The sequence below is a fragment of the Sphingobacterium sp. JUb20 genome, from assembly GCF_004342035.1.
In the GTDB taxonomy this organism is placed as follows: domain Bacteria; phylum Bacteroidota; class Bacteroidia; order Sphingobacteriales; family Sphingobacteriaceae; genus Sphingobacterium; species Sphingobacterium anhuiense.
This window is the reverse complement of sequence record NZ_SLYV01000027.1, coordinates 1-22,955: the sequence shown is the minus strand read 5'-3', so window position 1 is coordinate 22,955 and position 22,955 is coordinate 1. Positions and strand designations below refer to the sequence as shown.

General features: G+C 39.0%; 20 protein-coding genes. 10 read left to right on the top strand and 10 right to left on the bottom strand.

Annotated features, from left to right (window positions below):
• Positions 1-235: 235 nt before the first annotated feature.
• Positions 236-1,042 carry an XRE family transcriptional regulator gene (locus EDF66_RS25515; protein WP_132846092.1) on the top strand — a complete coding sequence of 269 codons (807 nt, stop codon included), beginning with the start codon at positions 236-238 and terminating at the stop codon, positions 1,040-1,042.
• Here the strand turns inward: EDF66_RS25515 and EDF66_RS25510 are convergent.
• Together EDF66_RS25510 and EDF66_RS25505 are read right to left on the bottom strand one after the other, a co-directional pair.
• Positions 1,039-1,812, bottom strand: coding sequence for a glucose 1-dehydrogenase (locus tag EDF66_RS25510; RefSeq protein WP_132846090.1), 774 nt, complete (start codon positions 1,810-1,812; stop codon positions 1,039-1,041). The two genes, EDF66_RS25515 and EDF66_RS25510, sit on opposite strands and share 4 nt — an antisense overlap.
• 123 nt (positions 1,813-1,935) lie before the next feature.
• A complete protein-coding gene (locus tag EDF66_RS25505) occupies positions 1,936-3,183 on the bottom strand; it encodes a PQQ-binding-like beta-propeller repeat protein (RefSeq protein WP_132846089.1) in 1,248 nt (415 codons plus the stop codon).
• Positions 3,184-3,434: 251 nt separating this feature from the next.
• Here EDF66_RS25505 and EDF66_RS26660 point away from each other — a divergent pair, with 251 nt between their 5' ends.
• Positions 3,435-3,668: a PLDc N-terminal domain-containing protein gene (locus EDF66_RS26660; RefSeq protein WP_132846087.1), complete on the top strand. Its 234-nt coding sequence runs from the start codon at positions 3,435-3,437 to the stop codon at positions 3,666-3,668.
• A gap of 84 nt (positions 3,669-3,752) precedes the next feature.
• Here the strand turns inward: EDF66_RS26660 and EDF66_RS25495 are convergent, their stop codons facing one another.
• The 4 genes from EDF66_RS25495 to EDF66_RS25480 are packed head-to-tail and all read right to left on the bottom strand — an operon-like array spanning position 3,753 to position 8,864.
• A complete protein-coding gene (locus tag EDF66_RS25495; protein WP_132846085.1) occupies positions 3,753-5,099 on the bottom strand; it encodes an anaerobic C4-dicarboxylate transporter family protein in 1,347 nt (448 codons plus the stop codon).
• Positions 5,096-6,508 (bottom strand): aspartate ammonia-lyase, encoded by a 1,413-nt coding sequence (gene aspA / locus EDF66_RS25490; protein WP_409049553.1) that lies wholly within the window; start codon positions 6,506-6,508, stop codon positions 5,096-5,098. The genes EDF66_RS25495 and aspA overlap by 4 nt, the downstream gene beginning before the upstream one ends.
• Positions 6,509-6,544: 36 nt before the next feature.
• A complete protein-coding gene (locus EDF66_RS25485) occupies positions 6,545-7,591 on the bottom strand; it encodes a type II asparaginase (RefSeq protein ID WP_132846082.1) in 1,047 nt (348 codons plus the stop codon).
• 19 nt (positions 7,592-7,610) lie between these two features.
• Positions 7,611-8,864: a hypothetical protein gene (locus EDF66_RS25480; protein WP_132846080.1), complete on the bottom strand. Its 1,254-nt coding sequence runs from the start codon at positions 8,862-8,864 to the stop codon at positions 7,611-7,613.
• A gap of 393 nt (positions 8,865-9,257) precedes the next feature.
• Here EDF66_RS25480 and EDF66_RS25475 point away from each other — a divergent pair, with 393 nt between their 5' ends.
• The 5 genes from EDF66_RS25475 (at position 9,258) to EDF66_RS25455 (ending at position 14,653) form a co-directional block, all read left to right on the top strand.
• Entirely contained in the window at positions 9,258-9,695 is a 438-nt protein-coding gene (locus EDF66_RS25475; RefSeq protein WP_021188245.1) for a MarR family winged helix-turn-helix transcriptional regulator, read from the top strand.
• A 104-nt stretch (positions 9,696-9,799) separates the two neighbouring features.
• The gene (locus EDF66_RS25470) at positions 9,800-10,432 is read left to right on the top strand and encodes an NAD(P)H-dependent oxidoreductase (protein ID WP_132846078.1); all 633 of its coding nucleotides are present in this window, start codon (positions 9,800-9,802) and stop codon (positions 10,430-10,432) included.
• A 196-nt stretch (positions 10,433-10,628) separates the two neighbouring features.
• Positions 10,629-11,573, top strand: a complete 945-nt coding sequence (locus EDF66_RS25465; protein ID WP_207898790.1) for a helix-turn-helix domain-containing protein — start codon at positions 10,629-10,631, stop codon at positions 11,571-11,573.
• A 305-nt stretch (positions 11,574-11,878) separates the two neighbouring features.
• Positions 11,879-13,375, top strand: coding sequence for an acyl-CoA dehydrogenase family protein (locus EDF66_RS25460; RefSeq protein ID WP_132846076.1), 1,497 nt, complete (start codon positions 11,879-11,881; stop codon positions 13,373-13,375).
• Positions 13,376-13,933: 558 nt separating this feature from the next.
• Positions 13,934-14,653, top strand: a complete 720-nt coding sequence (locus EDF66_RS25455) for an outer membrane beta-barrel protein (protein ID WP_132846074.1) — start codon at positions 13,934-13,936, stop codon at positions 14,651-14,653.
• A 96-nt stretch (positions 14,654-14,749) separates the two neighbouring features.
• Here the strand turns inward: EDF66_RS25455 and EDF66_RS25450 are convergent, their stop codons facing one another.
• The 3 genes from EDF66_RS25450 to EDF66_RS26215 form a co-directional block, all read right to left on the bottom strand.
• Positions 14,750-15,415, bottom strand: a complete 666-nt coding sequence (locus tag EDF66_RS25450) for a response regulator (RefSeq protein ID WP_021188241.1) — start codon at positions 15,413-15,415, stop codon at positions 14,750-14,752.
• 14 nt (positions 15,416-15,429) lie between these two features.
• Positions 15,430-17,115 carry an ATP-binding protein gene (locus EDF66_RS25445; RefSeq protein ID WP_132846072.1) on the bottom strand — a complete coding sequence of 562 codons (1,686 nt, stop codon included), beginning with the start codon at positions 17,113-17,115 and terminating at the stop codon, positions 15,430-15,432.
• A gap of 115 nt (positions 17,116-17,230) precedes the next feature.
• Positions 17,231-17,374, bottom strand: coding sequence for a hypothetical protein (locus EDF66_RS26215; protein WP_165902528.1), 144 nt, complete (start codon positions 17,372-17,374; stop codon positions 17,231-17,233).
• 414 nt (positions 17,375-17,788) lie between these two features.
• Here EDF66_RS26215 and EDF66_RS25440 point away from each other — a divergent pair, with 414 nt between their 5' ends.
• The gene (locus EDF66_RS25440; protein ID WP_132846070.1) at positions 17,789-18,850 is read left to right on the top strand and encodes a hypothetical protein; all 1,062 of its coding nucleotides are present in this window, start codon (positions 17,789-17,791) and stop codon (positions 18,848-18,850) included.
• Positions 18,851-18,858: 8 nt separating this feature from the next.
• On the opposite strand, the gene punC is transcribed toward EDF66_RS25440, so the two are convergent.
• Positions 18,859-20,067, bottom strand: coding sequence for a purine nucleoside transporter PunC (punC, locus tag EDF66_RS25435; protein WP_207898788.1), 1,209 nt, complete (start codon positions 20,065-20,067; stop codon positions 18,859-18,861).
• A gap of 532 nt (positions 20,068-20,599) precedes the next feature.
• Between punC and EDF66_RS25430 the strand changes: the two genes are divergently transcribed.
• Positions 20,600-21,625 carry a LacI family DNA-binding transcriptional regulator gene (locus EDF66_RS25430; protein WP_132846069.1) on the top strand — a complete coding sequence of 342 codons (1,026 nt, stop codon included), beginning with the start codon at positions 20,600-20,602 and terminating at the stop codon, positions 21,623-21,625.
• A 177-nt stretch (positions 21,626-21,802) separates the two neighbouring features.
• Positions 21,803-22,915 carry a hypothetical protein gene (locus tag EDF66_RS25425; protein ID WP_132846067.1) on the top strand — a complete coding sequence of 371 codons (1,113 nt, stop codon included), beginning with the start codon at positions 21,803-21,805 and terminating at the stop codon, positions 22,913-22,915.
• Positions 22,916-22,955 lie beyond the last annotated feature (40 nt).

Here is a 22,955-nt window from a genome sequence, read left to right as displayed (position 1 = left end):
CTAACTAACTAACTAACTAACTAACTAACTAACTAACTAACTAACTAACTAACTAACTAACTAACTAACTAACTAACTAACTAACTAACTAACTTCCGATCAACTTTGCGTAATTTTTCTATTTACAAAAATAAATCCAAATCGTCAGCTGTCACGATAATGCCCTACAAATAATCAATATTTTACGCTACATTTGTTTCCAATAGAAACAAATCAATGTTTCTAATAATAGCAAATGGAAAATAAAGAACCAAAAATATTTTTTACCAATAACCTAAAGTTCCTCCGGGAGCGTAAAAAAGTCAGTCAGGCAGTGCTATCCGAAGCCATCAATGTAACACGGGTAAAACTTGCACTTATTGAAATTGGCAAAACAAAAGCCATGGAACCACATTTTATGTTATCCATCTCCAATTATTTTAAGATCAGTTTAGATACCTTAATGACCGTTGACATCAGTAAGCTAGGTGAGTTAAAGATTCGCGATCTAGAAGCTGGGAACGATATTTATATCAAAGGCGGAAATCTTAGAGTTCTGGCCATCAGTGTTGACAAATCCGATCAGGAACATGTTGACTATGTGCCCATAAAAGGACGAGCTGGCTATGTATCTGGAGGGTATGCTGATCCGGACTATATTTCAGAGCTACCGAAATATCATATTCCCAATCTTTCTAAGCACCGAACCTATCGTACCTTTCCTGTAGTCGGAGACTCCATGTTGCCCTTTCCGCAAAATATGGATATAACAGGAAAATTTATTGAAGACTGGAGCCAAATAAAACCCGAATCACTCGCGCTTGTAGTCTTAAAGGGGCAGGATATTATATTCAAAGCCATCACACTGCTTCGAGACGGAGTATTACAGTGTCGTTCTTTAAATCCTATTTACGAATTGTATACCGTTCCACTTGAAGAAATTTTAGAAATATGGGAGTTTCATAGTTACCATACAACAGAATTGCCCGAAACAACAGCAACTATTGCAACAGTACTCCAAAGTTTAGATGACATAAAAAAAATGATTATTCAGAAACCCTAATCCAAGGTCTGCACCCCGCCCCCATTTACAAACAGTACCTGTCCGCTTGTCCAGCTGGAAATCGGAGCCGCAAAATAAAGCACCGCACCAGCAATATCTTCTGGCTCCCCCAAGCGTTGCAAGGGTGTATGCTTCAGCATACTGCGTTCTATTTCCGGCGTTAACACTGTACCCAGTGCATGTGTTCGAACCGCTCCAGGACCCACCGCATTCACGCGGATTTCCGGTCCGTAATCGAATGCCAAATTTTTAGTCATATGATTTACCGCAGCCTTAGAAGAAGCGTAAGCACTAATTGCAGGACTGGTATTGATAGAAGCCATAGATGACATGTTGATTATGCTCCCATAACCTGCCGATTTCATATGGGGCGCTACCAATTGACATAGCCGCCACATACTAAAAACATTCATTTCAAATACCTTGGCAAATTGTGAAACAGCGATCTGATCAGGACTTTCTTTCCCTGCTCCACCTCCACCCACATTATTTACTAAAATATGTATTCCACCATACTTTGAAACGGCAGCATCCACCAGATTAACCAACGCTTCATCCTTCGTTACATCACATTCAATTGCAAGTGCATTTCCACCATCTTGATTAATTTCAGATGCTGTTTTCTGCGCTGCAGAAAAGTTATAATCGGCGACCACGACATACGCGCCATGAGCAGCCAGCATCTGGCAACAAGCCCTGCCTATACCTGCTGCTCCGCCAGTAATAATAGCCGTTTTACCGCTTAAATCAAATAATTTAGAAATATCCATGCCTGTTCTGTTGTAATCAATAATAAAAGCAAACAAGAACCTTCAAGACATCATTGCTCGCAATTTTTAAACAAACAAGGAGCATAATAGTTTCTCTAAAAACAAATCACATATCTTACAAAACTATTCAAGTGCATACACAGCGCCATCTGTAGAACCAAAATACAATGATTGACCATCGATCCAGACCGTAGAAAAAATACTGCCCATCTGCAGGTATCCCGTAAACAATTTATGGATATCATGTGCATATTTTTCATCCAGTCCAGTTCGTAACTTATCTTTTTCATCAAAAAAATTTGACCGGTTCAGTTTACTGGATGCCGTTTGAAAAACACTTGAAACCGTACCTTTCGAAAGATCTAACTTATAAAGCACACCATCCAACGCACCAAAATAAGCCGCAGAATCTGTGATCGAAGCACTGCTAAACGTATTTAATGGAATTCGTGGTTCATAAAGTTTCCCTCCATAAACCTTATCCAAAGCGAGCACACTATAAGAATCCGACATGGTCAGCAGCAGCTGCTTTCCAGCAAGACTAGGTACACTGATCCAGCTTCCGGGCTGATGATAAACCCAATGTCCAGTACCATCTTTAATTTTTAAAGCATAGCTATTAAAATCCCGGGCTCCAAAATAAATAGAACTATCCGCCGCAACCGCATGAAACTGCACCTCCCCCTTCGGAAAATAGTGCTCACCAATCGTTTTAAATTTCCAGCGTAAATCACCATTTTTCTCTAAACAGTAAAAATAACCATCAAAACTACCGATCAAGATTTCATTGGCTGTCACAGTAGGCGAAGCATGTACAATACCTGCTGTTTTATATTTCCAGATTTCTTTTCCATTTTTGGCATCAACCGCATAAATATGTCCATCTCCAGATCCAAAATACACGATTCCCGACTCTACAGCTGCCGAAGATTGAAAATAATCCCAGATATCATAAGTCTTTTCACCTTCCGTTTTAAAAGTCCACAATTGCTTTCCGGTATGCACATCTAGCGCATAAAAATGACCATCAGCACTTAAAAAATAAACAACCTGTTGATCCACCGCCGCAGTAGCCCGTACCTCTCCACCTGTCTTATATTTCCAAAGTACGCTTCCATCAGCTTTATTTAGAGCATAAAGATTACTGTCACAGGATCCAATAATAACTTTGTTGGTATATAAAACGGGAGAAGAATAAACCTGGCCTTCGGTTTGAAAACGCCACTTCACCTGAGGCCGTTCCTGAATCAAGGCACCGGAAGTATAATTGTGACGGTCAGCAGTTCTAGCTAACTGTTGTGCTTGCACAACCATACCTAAAAAAAAGAAAGCAAACACAGTATAGTAAAAATATTTTTTTAAATGGGCCATACGGATTCCAGCGTTTTAAAATTGGTCAATCAATTATTTATTAGGTCATTATATAGTACCAATAGAGCATTGGCACCAATCAAATGTAATAATAATTGGACAAAAACTATATACTTTTCATTATGCCCCCCTTAGTTATCCTAAATGATAAAACTTATAGCGGCTATGGTAACCCTTTTGTCAATTCATTAAAAATCACTACCTTAGTTCAACTATTAATTTCAAAATGATTAATATTTAAACTTAAATATATGAACCTCTTATTCATAAATCTTGGCACTTCTGAGATAATTGCTGTTAGTCTATTCATCTTACCGGTGCTGTTAGCTTATTTATACTGTTTATTTCACGCAGCGACAAATAGAACAATACCAGGCATACACCGCCTTCTCTGGTTTTTCATAATTCTTAGCATCCCTGTATTAGGCAGTTTTGCTTATTATTTTATCGTATTAAAGAACAAATGGTCTATCAGCAAAAATTAAACAGTTAGATAACTTACAAAAAGACATCCTTTGCAGAAGAAAGGATGTCTCTCAAAAACTTTCAGAACCTGTGGATTACACAAGCTAAAGCAGTATACCACTTAAGATAAAACCGACAAAAATAGTAACGGCGATTGCAACCAGACCCGGAATCATAAAACTATGGTTCACGACAAATTTTCCAATTTTCGTACTTCCCGTTCGATCAAAATCTATTGCAGCGAGCAATGTCGGGTAACCAGGAAGCAGAAAATCACCATTTACAGCTGGAAACATCGCTAATAAATGTGGACTTGTAATACCCAGTGCCAAACCCATTGGCATAATTGTCCTTGTTGTGGCTGCCTGACTAAAAGTCAAAGCACCCATCAAAAATAAAGCAATCGCAAAAGTCCAGGGATATACCGTTACAATATCCTTAAAAGTATGTTCAATAACTGCCTCATTCGCCAGCATAAAAGTAGCACTCATCCATACCACACCCAACACCGAAACAACAGCCGTCGCCATCGATGTAAATAAACTCATCATAGCGACTTTTACAGCAGAAGTTTTTGTTATCAGCATGATAAATGCTGAAGCCGACAAGGTGATCATAATGATCAAACTGGTCAGATTGATCGTTCCATTTGCATTTACACTGAAACTAGGACCTCCACCCACATGAGGAACAAAAGCAGGAAAAGCGCCAAAAAATATAATCAGCAGAATTGCAAATCCAAATATCGCAACCGCAATTTTAGCCCCTGGCTCAGGTTGGTATTGGGTAGTCCCATTTTCCATCTGACTAGGATCCATCGATCTCGCAAATTCCGGATCCTTCATTTTCTCCAGAAATATCGGATCTTTATCCAGTTCCAATCCCTTCTTTCGTACCGCTAATATACTGGCAAATATACCACAGAGTGCCGCTGGAATACATATTTTCATGATATCGATAGAAGCCGAAGAATAAGCGAGTATAGCAACTAAAGAGGCACTTGCAGCACTCATCGGGCTGCCCGTAATGGCTAGATGTGAAGCAATGACCGATACCGAAAGTGGTCTTTCCGGACGAATACGCTGTTTAGCCGAAACCTCTGCAATAATGGGCAAAAGCGAGTAAACAATATGAGCCGTCCCTGCAAACAAGCAAAGAAAATAGGTCGTAAATGGCGCAATAAAGGTGATCTGACTCGGATTCTTACGGATTATACGTTCCGCTATACTCACCAGATAATCCAAACCACCTGCGGCCTGAAGAGTCGCCGCCGTCGTTACAATAGCAAGGATAATCAGTAAGACCGATATGGGCGGATCCGCCGGTGTCATTTTAAAAAACAGCACAAAGATAAACAGTCCGATCATTCCCATGACACCCAGACCGATTCCTTTCATACGTGATCCGATTAAGATCATCGCCAACAGAATCACAAATTGCACAAATATCATTTCGATATAAATTTAGGATGAATCAAATTTTCGATCGAATAAATCTCATCCCACTTCGCCTGCGTAATCAACTTACGCTCCATGACCACAATTTCGTAAATAGATTTACCCGTTTTTAAAGCTTCTTTTGCTATAGAGGCAGATTCTTCATATCCTAAGATCGGATTCAGTTGTGTTACGATCCCGATGCTCTGCATCACCAGATTTTTACTATGTTCAACATTTGCGGTAATACCGACGATACATTTATCTTTCAAGGTACCACAAGCTTTGGTCAGGTACTGCAAGGAAGTAAACAAAGCCATGCCAATGACAGGTTCCATTACATTCAGTTGCAACTGACCAGCTTCTGCCGCCATCGTAATTGTAAGATCCGCACCGATAACATAAAAACAGGTCTGGTTCACCACCTCAGGAATAACCGGATTAACCTTTCCCGGCATAATCGAAGAACCCGGTTGCATTGCCGGTAGATTAATTTCATTAAGACCGCAACGAGGGCCGCTGCTCAACAGACGAAGATCATTACAGATCTTACTCAATTTTATCGCATTACGCTTCAGCGTTCCGCTCAGCTGGACCAAAGCTCCAGTATCGTAAGTCGCTTCGATCAGATCGGCGGCAAGCGTAACGGGAACCTGGCTTATTTCAGCTAGGTATTTTACACATAACTGTGCATATCCCTCAGGCGCATTCACGCCGGTACCGATTGCAGTAGCTCCCATGTTCACCTCTGTAATTAACTGCGAAGCCTCCCGAATACGCAGCACATCTTCGCCCAGCGTGGTTGCAAAAGCATTAAACTCCTGTCCCAAAGTCATCGGCACAGCGTCCTGCAACTGCGTACGCCCCATTTTTAAAATGCCGTCAAATTCCTTCCCTTTATTAAAAAAGGCGCCTTGCAGATCCTCCAAAGCGTGGGAGAAAGCCCCAATTTTAAGATAAACTGCAATTCGAAAAGCAGAAGGATAAGCATCATTTGTACTCTGCGACAAGTTAACATCGTTATTCGGGTGCAAATATTTATATTCTCCTTTTTGGTGCCCCAGATATTCAAGTCCCAGGTTGGCAATCACTTCATTGGCATTCATGTTACATGAAGTACCAGCACCGCCCTGAATCAGATCGCTGATAAACTGATCCGTAAACTCACCTGCGATCAAACGGTCGCAGGCATAAGCGATCGCTTCGGCTTTCTTTGCATCCAGAATACCCAGATCCCTATTCGCCAATGCTGCCGCTTTTTTCACAAAACCAAATGCCTTTATAAAAAGAGGCTCACTGCCGATCGGAATTCCAGTAATATCAAAATTTTCCTTCGCGCGTAACGTCTGTACACCGTAATAGCAGTCGTTGCTAATTTCTTTTTCACCTAAAAAATCGTGTTCAATTCGAGAAGATGTCATAATCTTTATTATTTAAAATGATAATCGTTTATAATGCTATTAATAACGCAAGAAATAACCTTGCAATGTTTCTTTATCATGTGTATTTAACAAGCCCAACATCAGTAGTATCCGTGCTTTCTGTGGATTTAGATCATCGGATACCAACGTTCCTAATTCATCATCATTCACTTCTCCATCTTCAACAACCCGACCCGATACACATCTGCTTCCACGACACACCATGATGCCTGTTTTTACAGCCTGTTTGACCTGTTCAGTAAAAGCTTTCGAAAAATTCCCATTCCCTACACCCGCGATTACAATACCCGCGGCCTTCTCTTTTACCAGCAGGTTGAGGTAAGCTGGTGAAGCATCGGCATACATGTATGCAATTTCAACCTTTGGAAAGACCGTATTAGCATCTATTTTAAAAGGAGCCAAAGGTTTCACCTGACGGTCTGAAGATTTGTAGAATTCCACTTTTCCGTCAAAAACCTGACCGATTGCACCACTATTAGGTGAACCAAATGCATTGACCTTTGTCGTACTCAATTTGGTCACATCCCTTGAACTAAAAATGGATTCATTAAAAGATACCAGTACACCTCTGCCCTTGCTTTTCGCATCAGCCGCCAAGGTTATGGCATCAAATAAATTCTTAGGGCCATCAGCACTGATAGCGGTAGAGGCACGCATAGCACCAGTCAAAACAACAGGACTATCGTAAGCCACCACCAGATCCAGAAAATAAGCCGTTTCCTCCTGCGTATCGGTACCGTGTGTAATCACAATTCCGTCGGCTTCCTTTTTACTGAAAATCTCATTAATGCGAACCGCTAACTTTTTCCAGATATCCAAACTCATATCCTGGCTGCCAACAGAAGAAATCTGTTCACCGCTCACCTCCGCGATTTCGTTGATCGATGGAATACTTCCGATCAAATCAGATACCGGAATCTTTCCTGCAGTATACCCTGCACGATTTGCCGAAGCCCCCTGTCCAGCTATGGTTCCACCCGTGGCCAATATGATGATCTTAGGCTTTTGTCCATAGGCCAACTGCAGAAACAGCAGCAGGGTTAGAGATATCAGTAGTCTTTTCATTGTATTATAATTTGATTGGTTAAAAATTAAATAGCATTCCAAAATTCATCCGCATTGCATTTTTCCCTTTTGTAAGCCCTTCATCAAATTCCAGCTGTTTATAACCGAACTGCGGTTCTAATCCTAGCATCAGATTTTCTAGAACATTGTATGAAAGATTTAAGGTAAACTGATAATTATTCATTTTATTCCAAGGACTTAGCGTATTTTCTCCGCCCGAAAAATGATTATAGGAAGTCATAAGCATCGTATGGAATTTAGGTGTCCAAAAGCGCTGATACGATATAAATCCCGCAGTTACATCCAACAAATTGAGCAGCCCGGGCTGTTCCTCATGAGCGAAGCCATCCAGTCCCGAACCTCCGATAGCCAAAAAATAATCAGCGATACCCCGCCCCATATTCCATTGTGCCTGCAGGTTGTTGACCAATCCTGATTTTTTATTAAAAAAAATACTGGCCATCCCTGTCAGTCCCCAGCCATTGGCTGTTCTGTACCTGTAGTCCGTATCGCCAGTCAATACTTCTTTCGAATCGTAAGCAATATTGCGGTAGACCCCTGCGACCTTCAAGAAGCTTCCTCCATCGTAGTCATAGCGCAGTGCACCGATGACGTCAGGAATACGTCGGGGTGCATAATCTACCCCACGATCTATATTGATGGTATAATCATACAATCTACGGGGTTCCATTTGCTCTATCGCAAGTTCATAACCAGCACCGCCCTTTTCCGTAAATTTGTTTTTATAATTCAATTGGATGCGGCGACTCAGAACCATCCCGGTAGGACCATCCCAGTCCAGCAAACTTGCCGGCCACAGATCCGGATCTCCAAAGGTGGACCAATTCTGTCCCAAAGTAAAGTGATCATACTTAATCCAGGCATGGCGCAGTCTGAACAGTGAAGTCCGGTTAGGTCCGCCCTCGAAATCACCTTCCAACATCGCACTGATCTCCTTGCCATTCTTCAGCTGCGTCGTGGAAGCAAAACGTATTTGACTCTGGCGCATGTCAACCCAGAATGCCGGTCTATCACGGCCATAAACATCATTTTCGTGGATTAAAAAAGAACTGTTACCATGCAGGTTACCCTTGATATCGTAGATTCCGTTTAATTTCAAACGGCCGATTAAGAAAGAGGTCATTTTAGGTTTCCCATTCAGCGAGTCCTTTGTCTCATAACGTATGAGTTGCGCACAAAGGGGCTGCACAAACAGTAAACAACAAGACATTAATATTGCTAATCGGTATTTAGTAGTAATTGGTCTATTCATAAAGACTCTAATCTAAGCCAACAGTAAGTAATCAGTATCCTTTACTCTCAGTTAAACCAATGCCTCCGTTAAAATGTTTTGCAAATTTTCAAATAAACCACAACACACTTAAAAACAATTAATTACCACCAAAAATCATGAATACAATTTATTTAGATCATATTTCAGTTAATTCTAACCTAATTCAACCACACCGTATTTTATATATTTTCTTAAGACACAAGTCTAACAGGAAAATTATTAAAAAAATATAGCAAGACAACTTTTAAAGAATATTGCTATCCCCATCTATGCCATATCATTGTCAACAAACACATTAAAAATCGCTATTTTTAAATTGCACACAACCTAATTGTAAATAATATTTATATTTGTACCGCAAACAAAATTGACATGAAAGATCTTTTAAAGTTGGACAATCAGCTCTGTTTTCCCCTCTATGCACTGAGCCGGGAAATCATTCAGCGCTACCGCCCTCATCTCGATGAGATCGGACTTACCTATCCACAGTACCTGGTATTGATGGTTCTTTGGGAAAAAGACCAGCAGACCGTCAATCAGATCGGTCATAAACTGTTTTTAGATAGCGGTACACTGACACCGTTACTAAAACGTCTGGAACAAAAACATCTGCTCGTGCGACAACGAAGTACGGTTGATGAGCGGGTTGTCGAAATCTTCCTGACAACAGCTGGAAAAGACCTAAAAAAAGAGGCCAAGTGCATACCGCAGAAGTTAATAGAAGAACTGGAGATCAGTGCTGAAGAGATTGAAAGTATGCGCAACATTGCCAATAAAATATTAAAAAGTAAAATAGTAACAGAAGTATAACCTTGATATCAGGAGTATCTGACAATTGAAAACACCAAAAAGAACAAATCTTTTAATATCAAAATTGCACGCTCCGTTATCAACATATCATTAAAATTAAAACAATGGCATTAATTGAAGATTTACAGTGGCGCCATGCTACAAAAGCATACGATCCCACAAAAAAAGTAAGTAAAGAAGACATCGAAAAAATTGTAGAAGCGGCACGCTTAGCGCCCACTTCTTCAGGATTGCAACCTTTTAGAATCATCGTTGTCGAAAGTCAAGAAGTACGCGAAAGATTAGTTGCTGGAGCTTTAAATCCAGAGTGTATGCGCGACTGTTCTCATTTATTGGTATTTGCTGCATGGGACAAGTATACCGAAGAACGCATCGATACCATCTACAACCGTACAACAGAAGAGCGTGAATTGCCTGAAGGACGATTCAATAGTTATACAGATATGATCAAAAAGCTATACGCTTCTCAGACTGAAGAACAGCATTTTGTACATACCGCAAAACAATCTTATATTGGTTTAGGGCTGGCATTGGCACAGGCAGCGGAATTGCGTGTTGATACTACTCCTGCTGAAGGCTTTAACAATCAGATCGTAGATGAAGTACTTGACTTAGCAAGCTTAGGTTTAAAAAGCGTATCATTAATGTACGTGGGCTACCGTGATGCTGAAAAAGATTGGTTAGCACCGATGAAGAAAGTAAGAAATCCAATGGAAGAATTTGCTATCTACAAATAATAAAAAGCAGGATTAGTAAAATAATACCATATCCTGCAATCTATTGGTTAATAATAAAGAAAGGGTTATGTTTTACACATAGCCCTTTTCTGTATAGAAACATTGCGATGCTAAGGCAGTTTCGGCCTCAATATGATGGAGAAAGATTTAAATGTGATTATTGGCACAAGATTAGTATAAAATTGCTATCATTTCAATGCGTAACTTTGGTAAAGAAAAGAAACATCTTTTAGGTTTGGCGGTAAGTACCAGAAATATTATATTAAGATCAAGAATGGAAAAACAAGTCAATGCGAACGAATTTGTCGAACGGTTTATGTCCGGCAGTCTGGAACATCTAAAATACATGCAATCGTCAGTCAAAATTTTTCGATTGAGCGAAATTGCGCCCTATATTAAATTTCCGACACCGCCTATTTTTCTAGGTTACAATTTACTTGTTCATATAACCGAAGGCTATTTTAAACACCAGATCGGCCCCAAAGAATATGTGGTTCAGGCGCCGGCGATCCTGATGAGCAACTATGGTAATATATCGGTGATCAGATCGGTTGATAAATCAGCCAAAGGACATTGTATTCTGGTCAATGATGCAGCCATGACCTCCATTTTCAGAGAGCAGGAAATTTTAAATATTTTCACCATATCACCGCTTCACAATCTCTCTACAGCAGATGATCACGATCTGCACCAGCTATTTAGATTGCTTTACAAAGAGTTGCATACGGCATCTCCGTATAAAGAACTATTTGAAAGCTTGCTTAAATCAGCACTATTAAAAATCATCAAGCTTTCCAACACCAACAACATGCTCAACCGCAGTCAGGAGATTGCGATGATGTTTAAACAACTTGTGCACAAAAATTACCTGAAACAGAAGGAAATCGGCTTCTATGCCGATAAATTAGCCGTATCGCCCAATTATCTCAATAGATGTGTCTCCGCTGTTTTTAAAAAATCATCAAAGGAACTTATTCTGGAAGTTCTGGTTATGCACAGTCAGCTCCTGCTATTCGAATCCAACAAAAGCATTGCCGACATATGTTATGAATTGGATTTCTCCGATCCGTCCTATTTCTCACGCATCTTTAAGAAAATTGTAGGCATGTCACCAACCTCTTATCGAAATAAAGCCAGGTAGTTTCGTGCCACACATGCACGATTTGTCCTAATCTTTATACTAAATAAAACAAAGAGATTGCGTTTTTAGGTTTATTTTTGTACAAAGCGATGGTGAATATGCAATCACTTTTATAAAACTCATGTTAAACCAGAAAAAAATGTATTTTTTGATAACAAGTTTTTTGTTACCTTACTTCAGTACTCACTTCTCATTAGAAAAGTTAGGAGACACTGAACAAGAATGGTATCTGCATAAGCCCCTTCGTTATTGTTCATCATTTAATCCTACATTTTAAGATGCTTAACTTTTTAGAACAATCAACCATGACGCAAGATTTTGATATTTACATTTCCTCATTTAAGGAAAGATTATCCAGCTTATTTAATCAGGAATATGACTATAATAACCTTAGTCTATCGCGCGATTTACCGCCTGATTTTTTGAGCAAAATCATGGACATGACACCGCTTGCGGTTGCTATTCCAGAAAGCCATGGTGGTCGTGGAGTACATGTTAAAGAGTGTCTGGGAGTACTAGCTGCCGCTTCGTACGAATCGTTATCGCTGTCCCTTATTTTCGGAATCAACATTGCCCTTTTTCTAGAACCATTAGCGAAGTATGGTAATATCACCGTTCAGGAAAAAGTATTCAAACACTTTTTGGAAAACCAGGCAATGGGTGGCTTGATGATCACAGAGCCTGACTTTGGCAGCGATGCGCTTAATATGCGTACTTCTTATGAGCAGGTAGGAGATCATTACAGCATACAGGGCCAGAAACATTGGCAAGGTCTTACAGGAGCAGCCGATTACTGGCTGGTGACTGCACGTAAAAGAAATGAAAATGGCGATCTGACCCGTGATATTGATTTCTTTTTAACGGAAGACGCAGCCGCAGAACAAAAAATTGAAGTTGAAAGACGTTACAACAGTCTTGGTCTATATGCTATTCCTTACGGAATCAATAATATTGACATCAAAGTACCCGCAGCACAGCGATTGGTTCCAGAAAGTACCGGAATAAAATTAATGCTGGATACACTGCACCGTAGCAGACTGCAGTTTCCGGGTATGGGTATGGGCTTTATCAAGCGTATGCTGGATGAAGCGATGCAACATTGTCATGAAAGACGTGTTACAGGCATCCGCCTTAATGAAATGGACTCCGTTAAATTTCAGTTATCACGTTTACAGGCAGCCTTTACCCTATGTTCGGCAATGTGTGCATACAGCACCACAGTAAGCTCAATCAGTAATGACTTATCTAGTCATGGTGTAGATGCCAATAGTGTAAAAGCATTCGTGACAGATCTGATGCAGGAAGCATCACAGATATGCTTGCAATTGTCAGGAGCAAATGGATACCGCTTAGACCATATTGCCGGCAGAGGTGTTGTAGACAGTAGACCATTTCAGATTTTTGAAGGATCTAATGAAATGTTATATACACAGATTGCTGAAGCAATTGCCAAACTGATGCGCAAAAGCAAAGAAAACAATCTTCTGGCATTCTTAAAACAATATAAAGGGACAGAACTTGCTGCACCATTCTTCAGTGAAATTCTTAATTTCAATCTTCCAGATCAGCCAAAACAACGCGAAATGATGACTTTGGGAAGAATGATCGCACGCGTTGTTTGTTATCAATATGTATTGTTGATCAACAATGCAGGGTTTAACGATAAAATGACCGAAATAACACGTCAGCATATCAAGATGGATCTGGCGATGTTTGCTGGTCAGTTGCATAGCAATAACACAGCAGATCCGTTAATGGATTATGAAGAAAATGCGGACTGGATGAAATTCGCATCTTTATAATGAATTAGGACTGCAGTTTCAAAGCATATAGAAAAGACACATCGTCGTACGATGTGTCTTTTTCTGTTTAGGACTGATTTTAATCGGTTCATCATCGCAACATAGTCAAACTTCCCTCCCCCCAATGAGCATGTAACCAAATGAATAAGCATAGTGGAATTCATATTTTTTAAAAATATTTTAAAAAAAATATAGCCCTATTGGCTTTAAAAACAATAAATAATGCAGAAATGTCATAAAATCTTAATTTTACGGGAAACCGTAAAATCCCGTTATTAGGAATTTTAACTTTGTATCATTCACATTAAAGGTAGGTGCGAATTTTTATTTACAACGTTTGCAGTTGCATGCAGTTTATCCCTAAAATGCTGTATCGACTGCAAACAAATTGATTAATTAGTAATTTTTTACAGATGGTTAACGTACAGGTCATACGTTAACCATTTTTTATTTAAAATAAAATTCTTAATAGGGTTTATTGCTATGATTTACCTAAATTTAAACATAATATAAGGAGCAACTGTTTCTTTGTTATGAAATAATTTAAAAATTCCATTTATGTTGAAGAAAATCATTCTAGCAAGCTTATTCACATGCAGTATCCCGATTCTTGCATTTTCCCAGTCACATGAATTGCGGATAGGTATTACTTCAGGTTCTTCCAATTTTACAGGACCAGGAAGCGATTCTCGATCAAACCTAAACGGTTCTAGCCCACAGGACTATTATACCAACAATCCTTTTGGAGTAAAGTATGGCATAAACCTGGGCGGAGCGATCAACTATCGCTACGTATTTAGCAACAATTTCTTATTAGGTGTAGAAGGTGCATTTGAACGCTTGCAAACTAAAATATATCTTCAGAGCACAGAAAACACGAACAACACCATAGGCATGACCAAGCTGAACCAGCAGTTTTTAAATTTTAATCCTTTCATTGGCTATCGTTTTTCATTTGAACCTATTACTTTGGATATGCAGTTGGGCGTTGATATCGCCAACACGCTTCAGATCAAAGAAAAGGGAAGTATTGAAGACAATAAAGGCAATGAAACCGAATTTGAAAAAGACAGAGGCAAGGATATCATGAAAATGGATCTTAGACCCCGCCTACAGTTCAACGTCAATTATAACCGTTATACGGTATTTGCGGGTTACGCCTGGGGTACTAAAAACTATAAAGGGGAGATGGATGGTGCATCCTCATCAGATGCTGCCCGTTTAAATGTCTTTCGTTTAGGGTTGCAGTTTCAACTCTTAAGACCTTCTTTACAATAACAAAAAATACGTGCTAAATAGACAGGGATTCGCTTTCTGAATATAAATTCAGAAGCCCTGTATAACCGGTTCGGCAAGGATAGAATATCGGTTTATTTAAATTAAACCGATATCTTTTGAATAAGCAATAAGCTGTTCATTCTTAGAGAATTCTAGCACTTCTTTCATCAGGTTCAATCTTTTCTCGACACTGCTCAGTCCTGATGGCTTTATCTGTTGTTGTTGCAGATGTTGTGGAATATCTTTCTGCAGTATTCCTTTTGCCAGTAGGGCGATGATATGAATATCGAGCGTAGTAAATTCATGTGAATTCTTTTCCCGGATAGACTGTTTAATTTCAGGGGACTGATAAAGTTTATCCTGGTGTGCGGCCTGTAAAGCCTCTTTCAGGTATTGCGCATCTCGTCTTGCTTTACGCACATAACCATCGATGGCTCTGCTTTTAAAAAGTTCATCTATAACAGCAGTCCGACTTTCCGCTGATAACACAATGATTTTCAACTGAGATTGAATCTCTTTAACTGCCTGAATAAGTGCCAAACCTCCAGATAAACGTTGCGGATTATGATCTTCTTCGAAAGTCAGATCGGTAATCAACAGATCGTAGGGCTCACCGTCCCGCTGTGCATTTTTAACCCAGGTAAATGCATCATCACAATAATAGACATATTTTGCTGTCTGGATCCCCAGCTCCTGAAGTGTTTTCTGAACCGAAATATTGGCAATTTCATGATCTTCGGCTATAAGTACTTTTTTAAACATATAATAAGATCTTTTTAAAAAATAGGGATGGACACTTCAACCTTTAGCCCTTTCCCTGCATTATTGACAAAGGTAATCTTACCATCCAAATTAGAAATACGGTTTCCCGTACTGGTAAGACCATTACCTTTTACCTGCGTTTCGGGCATTCCTACACCATTATCACTGTAAAAGATACGCAATAGCCCAGGAGACCAGTCAAAACGGATCACCACATCGGTTGCTTGGCTATGCTTACGCATATTAACCATTAACTCCTGTAGGACATGATGGACTTCATGCTTGATATGTGCCGTAACCCCCTCCCATTGCTCTGCATCATTTCCGGCAATAATGACCTTTCTATTTTCGGTCACAAAAGATTTTAATAGTTCAGCAACTTGTTTTTGCCAATCTGGCTCTGCATCTGGCGTTATTTCGGTTTCGTAAGAAATATCACGGGATTTCTCATACATCATTTCCAGGCGGTCGAGGATCCCATCTCGGTCAATATCTTCCCTATTCTCGATTTCGGTCATGACGCGGTAAAGGCCATTGGCTACCACATCGTGAATCTTACGTGAGATATTGAGCTGATTGGCTTTGATTCTATTTTGTGCCTCAAACTGCATACGTTCTTTGCGTCTCTTATACCATAAAGTACCGCCTACAATAACCGTAACACATAATAAGGAAACGCAGAATGTCCAGATCCGCTGCTTAACAATATTATAGGCTTTTTCAGCATTGTCTTTCTGCAGGGTCAGGTTATCAGCCTTATTTTTTTCTACCTCATAGCGAATCAAAGTAAACTGATTGGTCGCGGCCAGACGCGCTTGCTGAATACTATCATTTAAGTTATTATAAATTTCAAAATAGGACTTCGCAGAATCACTAGGGCTTAGTTTAATTAATTTTTTTAATGCTAATATTTCATCATTAGAACTTGCTATTTTTTTTGCAATATCATATCTTTTTTTAGCATAAAACAAAGCCGAATCAGGTTTACGATTTTCGTAATACTCGGTAAGAAATACCAAACTTGAATTTTGCCCGCGAAGATCCTTCTCCTTTTCACGCATCTTCAAGGCTTTTTGAAACTCATAAATAGCGGGATAGTTTCGGTCTTGCTTCCATTTGACTCGTGCCAGATTCGACAATACCCGCGCATGCTCAATGGGATTTTTATGGGTTTCATCGATAATATCATCGTATATCTCTCGGGCTTCTTCATATTTTTCATCTGAAAGATAACTGAGTGCCAAATTATTCCGGTAGATCAGTGTATTTTGTGGATCGTCAGAATACTTAATTGCTAATTCATAGAAGAGAATAGCCTTTGGATAGTCGCGTAGATCATCGGTAGCCAGTCCAAGGGCATTGAAATTCATACTCAGAAAAGCATGATGCTCAGGTTTGTTTTCATCCAGAAAAGGTACAGCCTGCAATGCCGTTTCCTGCGATCCAAAATAATCACCTTTCTCCTGTTGGGTAAGCGCCATATTGATCAAACACTTGGCCACTTGGAGACTATCGCCTTTTTCCAAAAAGACCTGCTTTGCTGCATTAAAATAAAAAAAGGTGCTATCTGCTTTTCCCATTTCGAGATACTCGAACGCCTTATCATAAGCCGGATTATCAATGGAAGTTTCCTTTTGAATGACTTCTTGTTGGCAGGAGTACAAAAAGACTAAAAGTATGTATAAGCTAAAGCGTTTCAATAAAGGATCTATTTTGTTCGAAAATATCGATTTTTTACCTTAAAAACAACCAAGCTATTAAAAACGAAAAAGGTAACATAATGTTACCTTTTTTCTATACAGAAAAGTGTATCGCTTATTTATTAGGACGGACAGGTCCCTTACCTCCAGTGCCACCTGTTTCATCACTGCTTCTCTGTGCAGAAGCTACAGTCTGATGATCATTTGTATCTGTATTGGAAGGATTGCCAAATAAAAGTGCTAAAATGAAATACCACATTTTTCAAAAAATTAAAAGTCAAAAACCTGGTAGTCCCGCGGGCCTCATGCCCGGGGTTACTACAATGTTTTCAGAAGGCCTTCTGAATTTTTTGGGAAGTGAGTGAGCTTCAATCGCGGGAACCAATAACTGCTTCCCAAACCGGTTAAAAACGACCGCGATATCCACTCCTTATGAAATCTTTTCGTCGCTTTCCTAGAAAGAACTAGTCGATTGATCAACTGATTTCAAATCAAAATTAACGCAGATAAAAAGCTAAACATCAAAGGATTCCGATCTTTCCAACCTTTCCGTTATTATTCCAGAAATTCCGATAGAATTCCGAAAATTCCAGTGCAAAAAAGTGCGTAAAGAGTCTATTATTTTACGGAAAACCGTAAAATCGGGTGCTAGGGTTACTTTAATTTTGGGACAATGTTTGAGTTTGAAGAATTTAAAAAAGAGGTGATAAGTAACTTTAGGGAGTTGCTTTCCCAACATGAGTTAGATCTAAAACTTGAGAATCCCACACCCGGGAATCTAAGAGATTTGAGTTTAAAATTATTTGCAAATGGACTATCGAAAGAAGATACACAGGTATTTCAGGATTTCTTTAATCCGATCAAACGATATGATGATCTGGAGACCAGCATCCGTCGATTTCCGTTAGATAAACTGAAACCGCTTAAAAATTTTATAACGGCTAAAACGAGCAATCCCGACGAAAACATCGTCAAACTACTGGCCATACTCACACAGTTTGGTCCAAGACCATTCCATAAATGGCGGGAATTGCGCCATTTAAAAAAGCGAACACCTGAATTTTGCGATCCTGATGATTATGAGAAAACGATCGTACCTGAAGCAAGTACAACAGCAATTGATCACGAGAGTCAAGAACAGGAAAATCACATAGCGGAAGAGGAAATACTCGAAAATGAAGAGGTGGAAATAGCTTCTGCGGATAATTCGAGCGATGGGGAGGTTATCTTAAAAAATAAAGACAAAAAAAAAGGGCGGCTTTCCCGCGAGGAAACCCCCAGGGAAAAACCGCCCTCAAAAAGAACGTCTATGAAAGTGCATGTTACTTTCTCTAATTTTCAGTTGAAGCAACTGATTTATTTTATGGGTATGATCGCTGGTCTGTTCTTCCTGTATGCTGTATCCCATTTCTTGATCGCAAAACAACGGATGTGCTTGATCGAGGTACAATATGTTTCTGGAAATGATACAACGCAACAGCCATATTCAGAAATTATTACACTAGATCCTGATCATCCAAATTATATCAAAATAAAAACAAATCCTGATACCTTAACAGAAAAAACAATCTACCCCGTACAGATCTCTAAAACAAATAATCATGTTGAATTTTCAACTGCCCCAGACGCATCAGCTTTACAGGATCTCAAATTATTAAAGGATCCCAATCATTATATCATACTGCTCTACCCGGGAGAATTTTCCGTCGGAGAAAGCATGAGACGGGGACCGTAAAATAATTTTTATTTACCTTTTACCGTCAACCTATAAGCGATTAACATAAATGGAATTGTCCCTACCATGACAATTGATGTAGCCAATAGTGCATCTTTTGAAAAAACAGAAACGATGGCACTCGCTATAAAACAGATTCCAAGCTGAATTGCATTTTGTAAGCCCGCGGCTTTACCCAGATTATTTGGAAAAACACGTAGTGCCTGAGCAACTACAATCGGGTAACATGCACCGTTTGCTAATGCCATACCGCAGAACGGGATCAGTAATAATGTCAATGTAGGTCTCGTCATCACACTCATAGCATATATCGCTAGAAGAGAAACGGAATATAAAATCAGTAAAACCGGCATCAGTTTTTTGGTCTCAATACGGTTTGCCAGCGCACGATAGCCATATCCGCCCAGCATAAATGCAATGGTCTGCGGAACAAAGCTCAATCCGATCTGACTTTCGTCGTACCCCAGTTCTTTGAGAAAAAATGGAGAGCCCGTTAACCAGGCAAAAAATGAACCTGAGCAAAACGCATAGATGAGCACATTGCCCACATACACGTTGGATTTTAAAAGTGAAAAATAGGACTGTTTCGTTTTTTCACCTGCTTTTGTATCAACTGGAGCATCCAACTTTTGCTTGCGCATTAAAGTGAAGGTATACAGCATCAGGAGCACGGCGATACCAGCTAGGGTGATAAAGATGGATCTCCATCCAAAATGTTGCAACAGATATACACCCAGCAAAGGAGCCAGAGCCGGAGATAAAGCCACCATGGGCATGATCGTCGCGAAAATTTTATTGGTCTGCGATGCCGGATAGTATTCTACGACCAGAGCCTGCCAGCTTACCGCCGCTGCACAGACACCGATTGCCTGCAGTAAACGTAAAATAAGCAACCATAACACATCGTTGGTAAAAAAAATACACAGAGAAGCCAGCGTAAACAATGTCAGTCCGATGAGGATTGTTTTGGGCTTCCCGATCTTATCAGCTATTGGCCCCCAGATCAGCTGTGCAAGAGCATAACCAGCTAAAAATAAACTTAAACTCGCGCTGATACTACTCTTATCTGTCGAAAGATCCACACGCATCATATCAAATGCCGGCAGATACATATCCGTTGCCAAAAAACCAATAATACTCAGTCCAACCAAGTAAATCAAAAACAAAAAACTATTCTTTTTCCTATCCAACATATCGTTTTCACTAAATTTCTGCAAAGGTAACAATTTTAATGGAACGCTTACCCAAAGATGCTCAATGTTTAATTTTGTGAAAAATTAAGTAATTTAAAAAGCCCCCTCACTTACGATTTGACATTTTACGTGATCTTCTCCTTATTTGTCTATCAATAGTACGATGCAAAACATATAGCAAACCAATTAGGGATAGTCACAAAAACTACTATAAAATTAAAACTAGGAGAAAATAAAATGTAACACAATCGATTTCGTAGATTAAGCAATCGATTGTCTATACTTGGTATTCTAAAATCGACCAAGTTGTTATATAAATTCGTTAACATGACTAATGTGGTGATTAATCTGTTCTCCGGTATATTCTATTTTGGGTAAAACCTGGATAAGGAAAAGCTACTATTTTCATTATAAATCTAAGAATCTATGTTGTCAAAAATGAGTATTTCAGATTGTAGATACTGACAATGAAATCATCTGTATTCTCCTACCCAGGATCATATTGTGTTCAAAAACTGGGTTTTAATTTATCAAAAGAATCATCAAACGAACGAACATGAAACGGATAACAATAAAAGATATTGCTAAAGCTCTGGGTTATTCACCAGGTACAATATCAAAAGCATTGGCGGATAGTTATGAAATAAGCAATATAACGAAGATAGAAATCCAGAAATATGCCAATGAAAATGGTTATTCATTCAATCATTATGCAAAACTATTAAGAACAGGAAGGACAAACATTATTGGAATGATCGTCCCGGCAATTGGAAATTCTTTTTTTTCGCAGATTTTAGAGGGGATTGAGGAACAGATGTCCAAGACCGCTTATAACCTGCTCATTATGCAAAGCAATGATGACCCTGTATGTGAAATGACCCATTTGGAGACTTTATATAAGAAAGGTGCAGATGCAATTGTTATCACACCGACCGGAAATAGGGCCTCGATGGAGTATTTGAAGAAATTAAAGGATGAAGGAATTCCAGTAGTTTTAATGGACCGGACAAATTACAACATCGACACACACAAAATAGGCATCGATAATTATGCAGCAGTATATGAAAGCATTACCCATTTAATCAATCAAGGACGCACTAATATTCTCTTTATTTCAAGTTTTGCGAAGGGAGTGGTAGAAGAGCGTCGGCGTGGCTATCTACAGTGCCTTAGAGACTATAATATCCAATATCATAGTAAAAACTTACTATCAATTGATGTTGAGAAAAAGGGACGAAAAAGTCAAGAAGAGTTAATGCTCTATTTATCCCAAAAAATGAAATCAGAATTGCCTCCAGATGCCATATTTACGGCTTCAGACCAATTAACATACCAAACTTTAGAAGTTCTGCACGCGCTGCATATTGAAGTACCAGCTCAGCTATCCCTCATTGGTTTTGCTAATTTCCGGTTTACAAACATCTTTGAACCGCCGTTATCTTGCATCGTCCAACCTTCCAAAGAAATGGGAGCTCAAGCTTTTTTACTCCTATCAGAGATATTGGTTAATCAATCCCAAAAGACTACCTTGTTTAAAAATATAAAGCTACCTGCATCGGTCGAAATCCGTCAATCTTCTTAAAATAATTAGTAAATAAATCTACATTAAATTATCTCCTTAATCGTTTTCGCACATTACGCAAACGTTTGTTCTGTTTTTTTGCACCAGTTAATATAAAGTTTTCTCTAATATTAGGAATAGGTTTAAGTTGATTCTCACATTTAGCAAAATCTATTATATTATAACTAATTAAAATTCATGAAAAAAAAATCATTGAAACTGCGGAGATTTGTCAAAACATTCGTGCTCCCGTTAATAATAATGTGTTTTTCATGTTCACAGACCAAGATTGATAGTAGGAATATCAAGGATCAAAATTTAAACAATAATAACAATGAAAATGTCTCATTGACGAATCAGGAATTCGTATCAAATCCTGTTAACTTAAACATTGTCATGTTTGTGCCAACAGATAATCCAGCTTTAAAAGATTATAAAACTAGGCTCTCTGCGTTATTCGTTTATTTTCAAAACTGGATACATACCGAGATGATGCGGTATGGATACAGCACCTACTTAGGCCTGCCTGTAGATCAACTAACAGGACTCGTCAAAATTATTGAAATTCCAGCTTCAGGGACACAGGCAGATTATCCCTACAAGTCTGCTATTTCTGTAGGTAAGATCATCAATGAAATCAAAACTTTTAAAACTAAAAATCCAGCTCAGTTTTCATCCGATAACCACTGTTTAGTTTTGCTGCCAGCAAGAACTGACGACGGTAATCAGCCTTTTTATGGTCACGGAAAATTTTGTTTTGCTGTTGACAATTCGGAAATGTCTGTTACTGGTATACCAAACCCCAATTCCAACTATTTGGGAGGTATGTTACATGAGCTGGGTCACGGATTAAATCTTCCTCACAGTGAAGCTAAATACAGTGAAGGATTTATACACGGTACTTCATTGATGGGCAGTGGAAATTACAGTTTCAGTAAAGGGCAACCAACATTTCTAACCGAATCTGATGCCGCTATTTTGAACAGAAATGAAGTTTTTCAACCCGCCAAATCTTCTAGCACCCCCTATCTAAAACCCATATACAGCTTGCAACCTAGATTTAATATTGACAATCGTCAACAAAAACTCTTTGTAAACGGCTCCTATACTTCAACACTTCCGGTAAGTGATATTTTAGTCTATATGGATCCTAATGTTAACAATGAAGGCACGGGAGTCAATAAAGATTATAATGCTGTTACATGGCGATTTTCACCTCAATCTATTGGATTAATTCAAGGGACAATTGATTTAAATGTATGTCTTCAAACTAATCAGGACAACTTGCTAAAGAGTGTTTCTTGTTTATAAATCTATTAATTTTTGTTTTAGATATTCTTTTTTTCTGTTA

What these genes read in the sequence shown, in the direction of transcription:
- EDF66_RS25515 (WP_132846092.1), top strand. Translation starts at nt 236, where the DNA reads ATGGAAAATAAAGAACCAAAAATATTTTTTACCAATAACCTAAAGTTC.
- EDF66_RS25510 (WP_132846090.1), bottom strand. Translation starts at nt 1,812, where the DNA reads ATGGATATTTCTAAATTATTTGATTTAAGCGGTAAAACGGCTATTATT.
- EDF66_RS25505 (WP_132846089.1), bottom strand. Translation starts at nt 3,183, where the DNA reads ATGGCCCATTTAAAAAAATATTTTTACTATACTGTGTTTGCTTTCTTT.
- EDF66_RS26660 (WP_132846087.1), top strand. Translation starts at nt 3,435, where the DNA reads ATGAACCTCTTATTCATAAATCTTGGCACTTCTGAGATAATTGCTGTT.
- EDF66_RS25495 (WP_132846085.1), bottom strand. Translation starts at nt 5,099, where the DNA reads ATGATATTTGTGCAATTTGTGATTCTGTTGGCGATGATCTTAATCGGA.
- EDF66_RS25485 (WP_132846082.1), bottom strand. Translation starts at nt 7,591, where the DNA reads ATGAAAAGACTACTGATATCTCTAACCCTGCTGCTGTTTCTGCAGTTG.
- EDF66_RS25480 (WP_132846080.1), bottom strand. Translation starts at nt 8,864, where the DNA reads ATGAATAGACCAATTACTACTAAATACCGATTAGCAATATTAATGTCT.
- EDF66_RS25475 (WP_021188245.1), top strand. Translation starts at nt 9,258, where the DNA reads ATGAAAGATCTTTTAAAGTTGGACAATCAGCTCTGTTTTCCCCTCTAT.
- EDF66_RS25470 (WP_132846078.1), top strand. Translation starts at nt 9,800, where the DNA reads ATGGCATTAATTGAAGATTTACAGTGGCGCCATGCTACAAAAGCATAC.
- EDF66_RS25465 (WP_207898790.1), top strand. Translation starts at nt 10,629, where the DNA reads ATGCGTAACTTTGGTAAAGAAAAGAAACATCTTTTAGGTTTGGCGGTA.
- EDF66_RS25460 (WP_132846076.1), top strand. Translation starts at nt 11,879, where the DNA reads ATGACGCAAGATTTTGATATTTACATTTCCTCATTTAAGGAAAGATTA.
- EDF66_RS25455 (WP_132846074.1), top strand. Translation starts at nt 13,934, where the DNA reads ATGTTGAAGAAAATCATTCTAGCAAGCTTATTCACATGCAGTATCCCG.
- EDF66_RS25450 (WP_021188241.1), bottom strand. Translation starts at nt 15,415, where the DNA reads ATGTTTAAAAAAGTACTTATAGCCGAAGATCATGAAATTGCCAATATT.
- EDF66_RS26215 (WP_165902528.1), bottom strand. Translation starts at nt 17,374, where the DNA reads ATGTGGTATTTCATTTTAGCACTTTTATTTGGCAATCCTTCCAATACA.
- EDF66_RS25440 (WP_132846070.1), top strand. Translation starts at nt 17,789, where the DNA reads ATGTTTGAGTTTGAAGAATTTAAAAAAGAGGTGATAAGTAACTTTAGG.
- EDF66_RS25430 (WP_132846069.1), top strand. Translation starts at nt 20,600, where the DNA reads ATGAAACGGATAACAATAAAAGATATTGCTAAAGCTCTGGGTTATTCA.
- EDF66_RS25425 (WP_132846067.1), top strand. Translation starts at nt 21,803, where the DNA reads ATGAAAAAAAAATCATTGAAACTGCGGAGATTTGTCAAAACATTCGTG.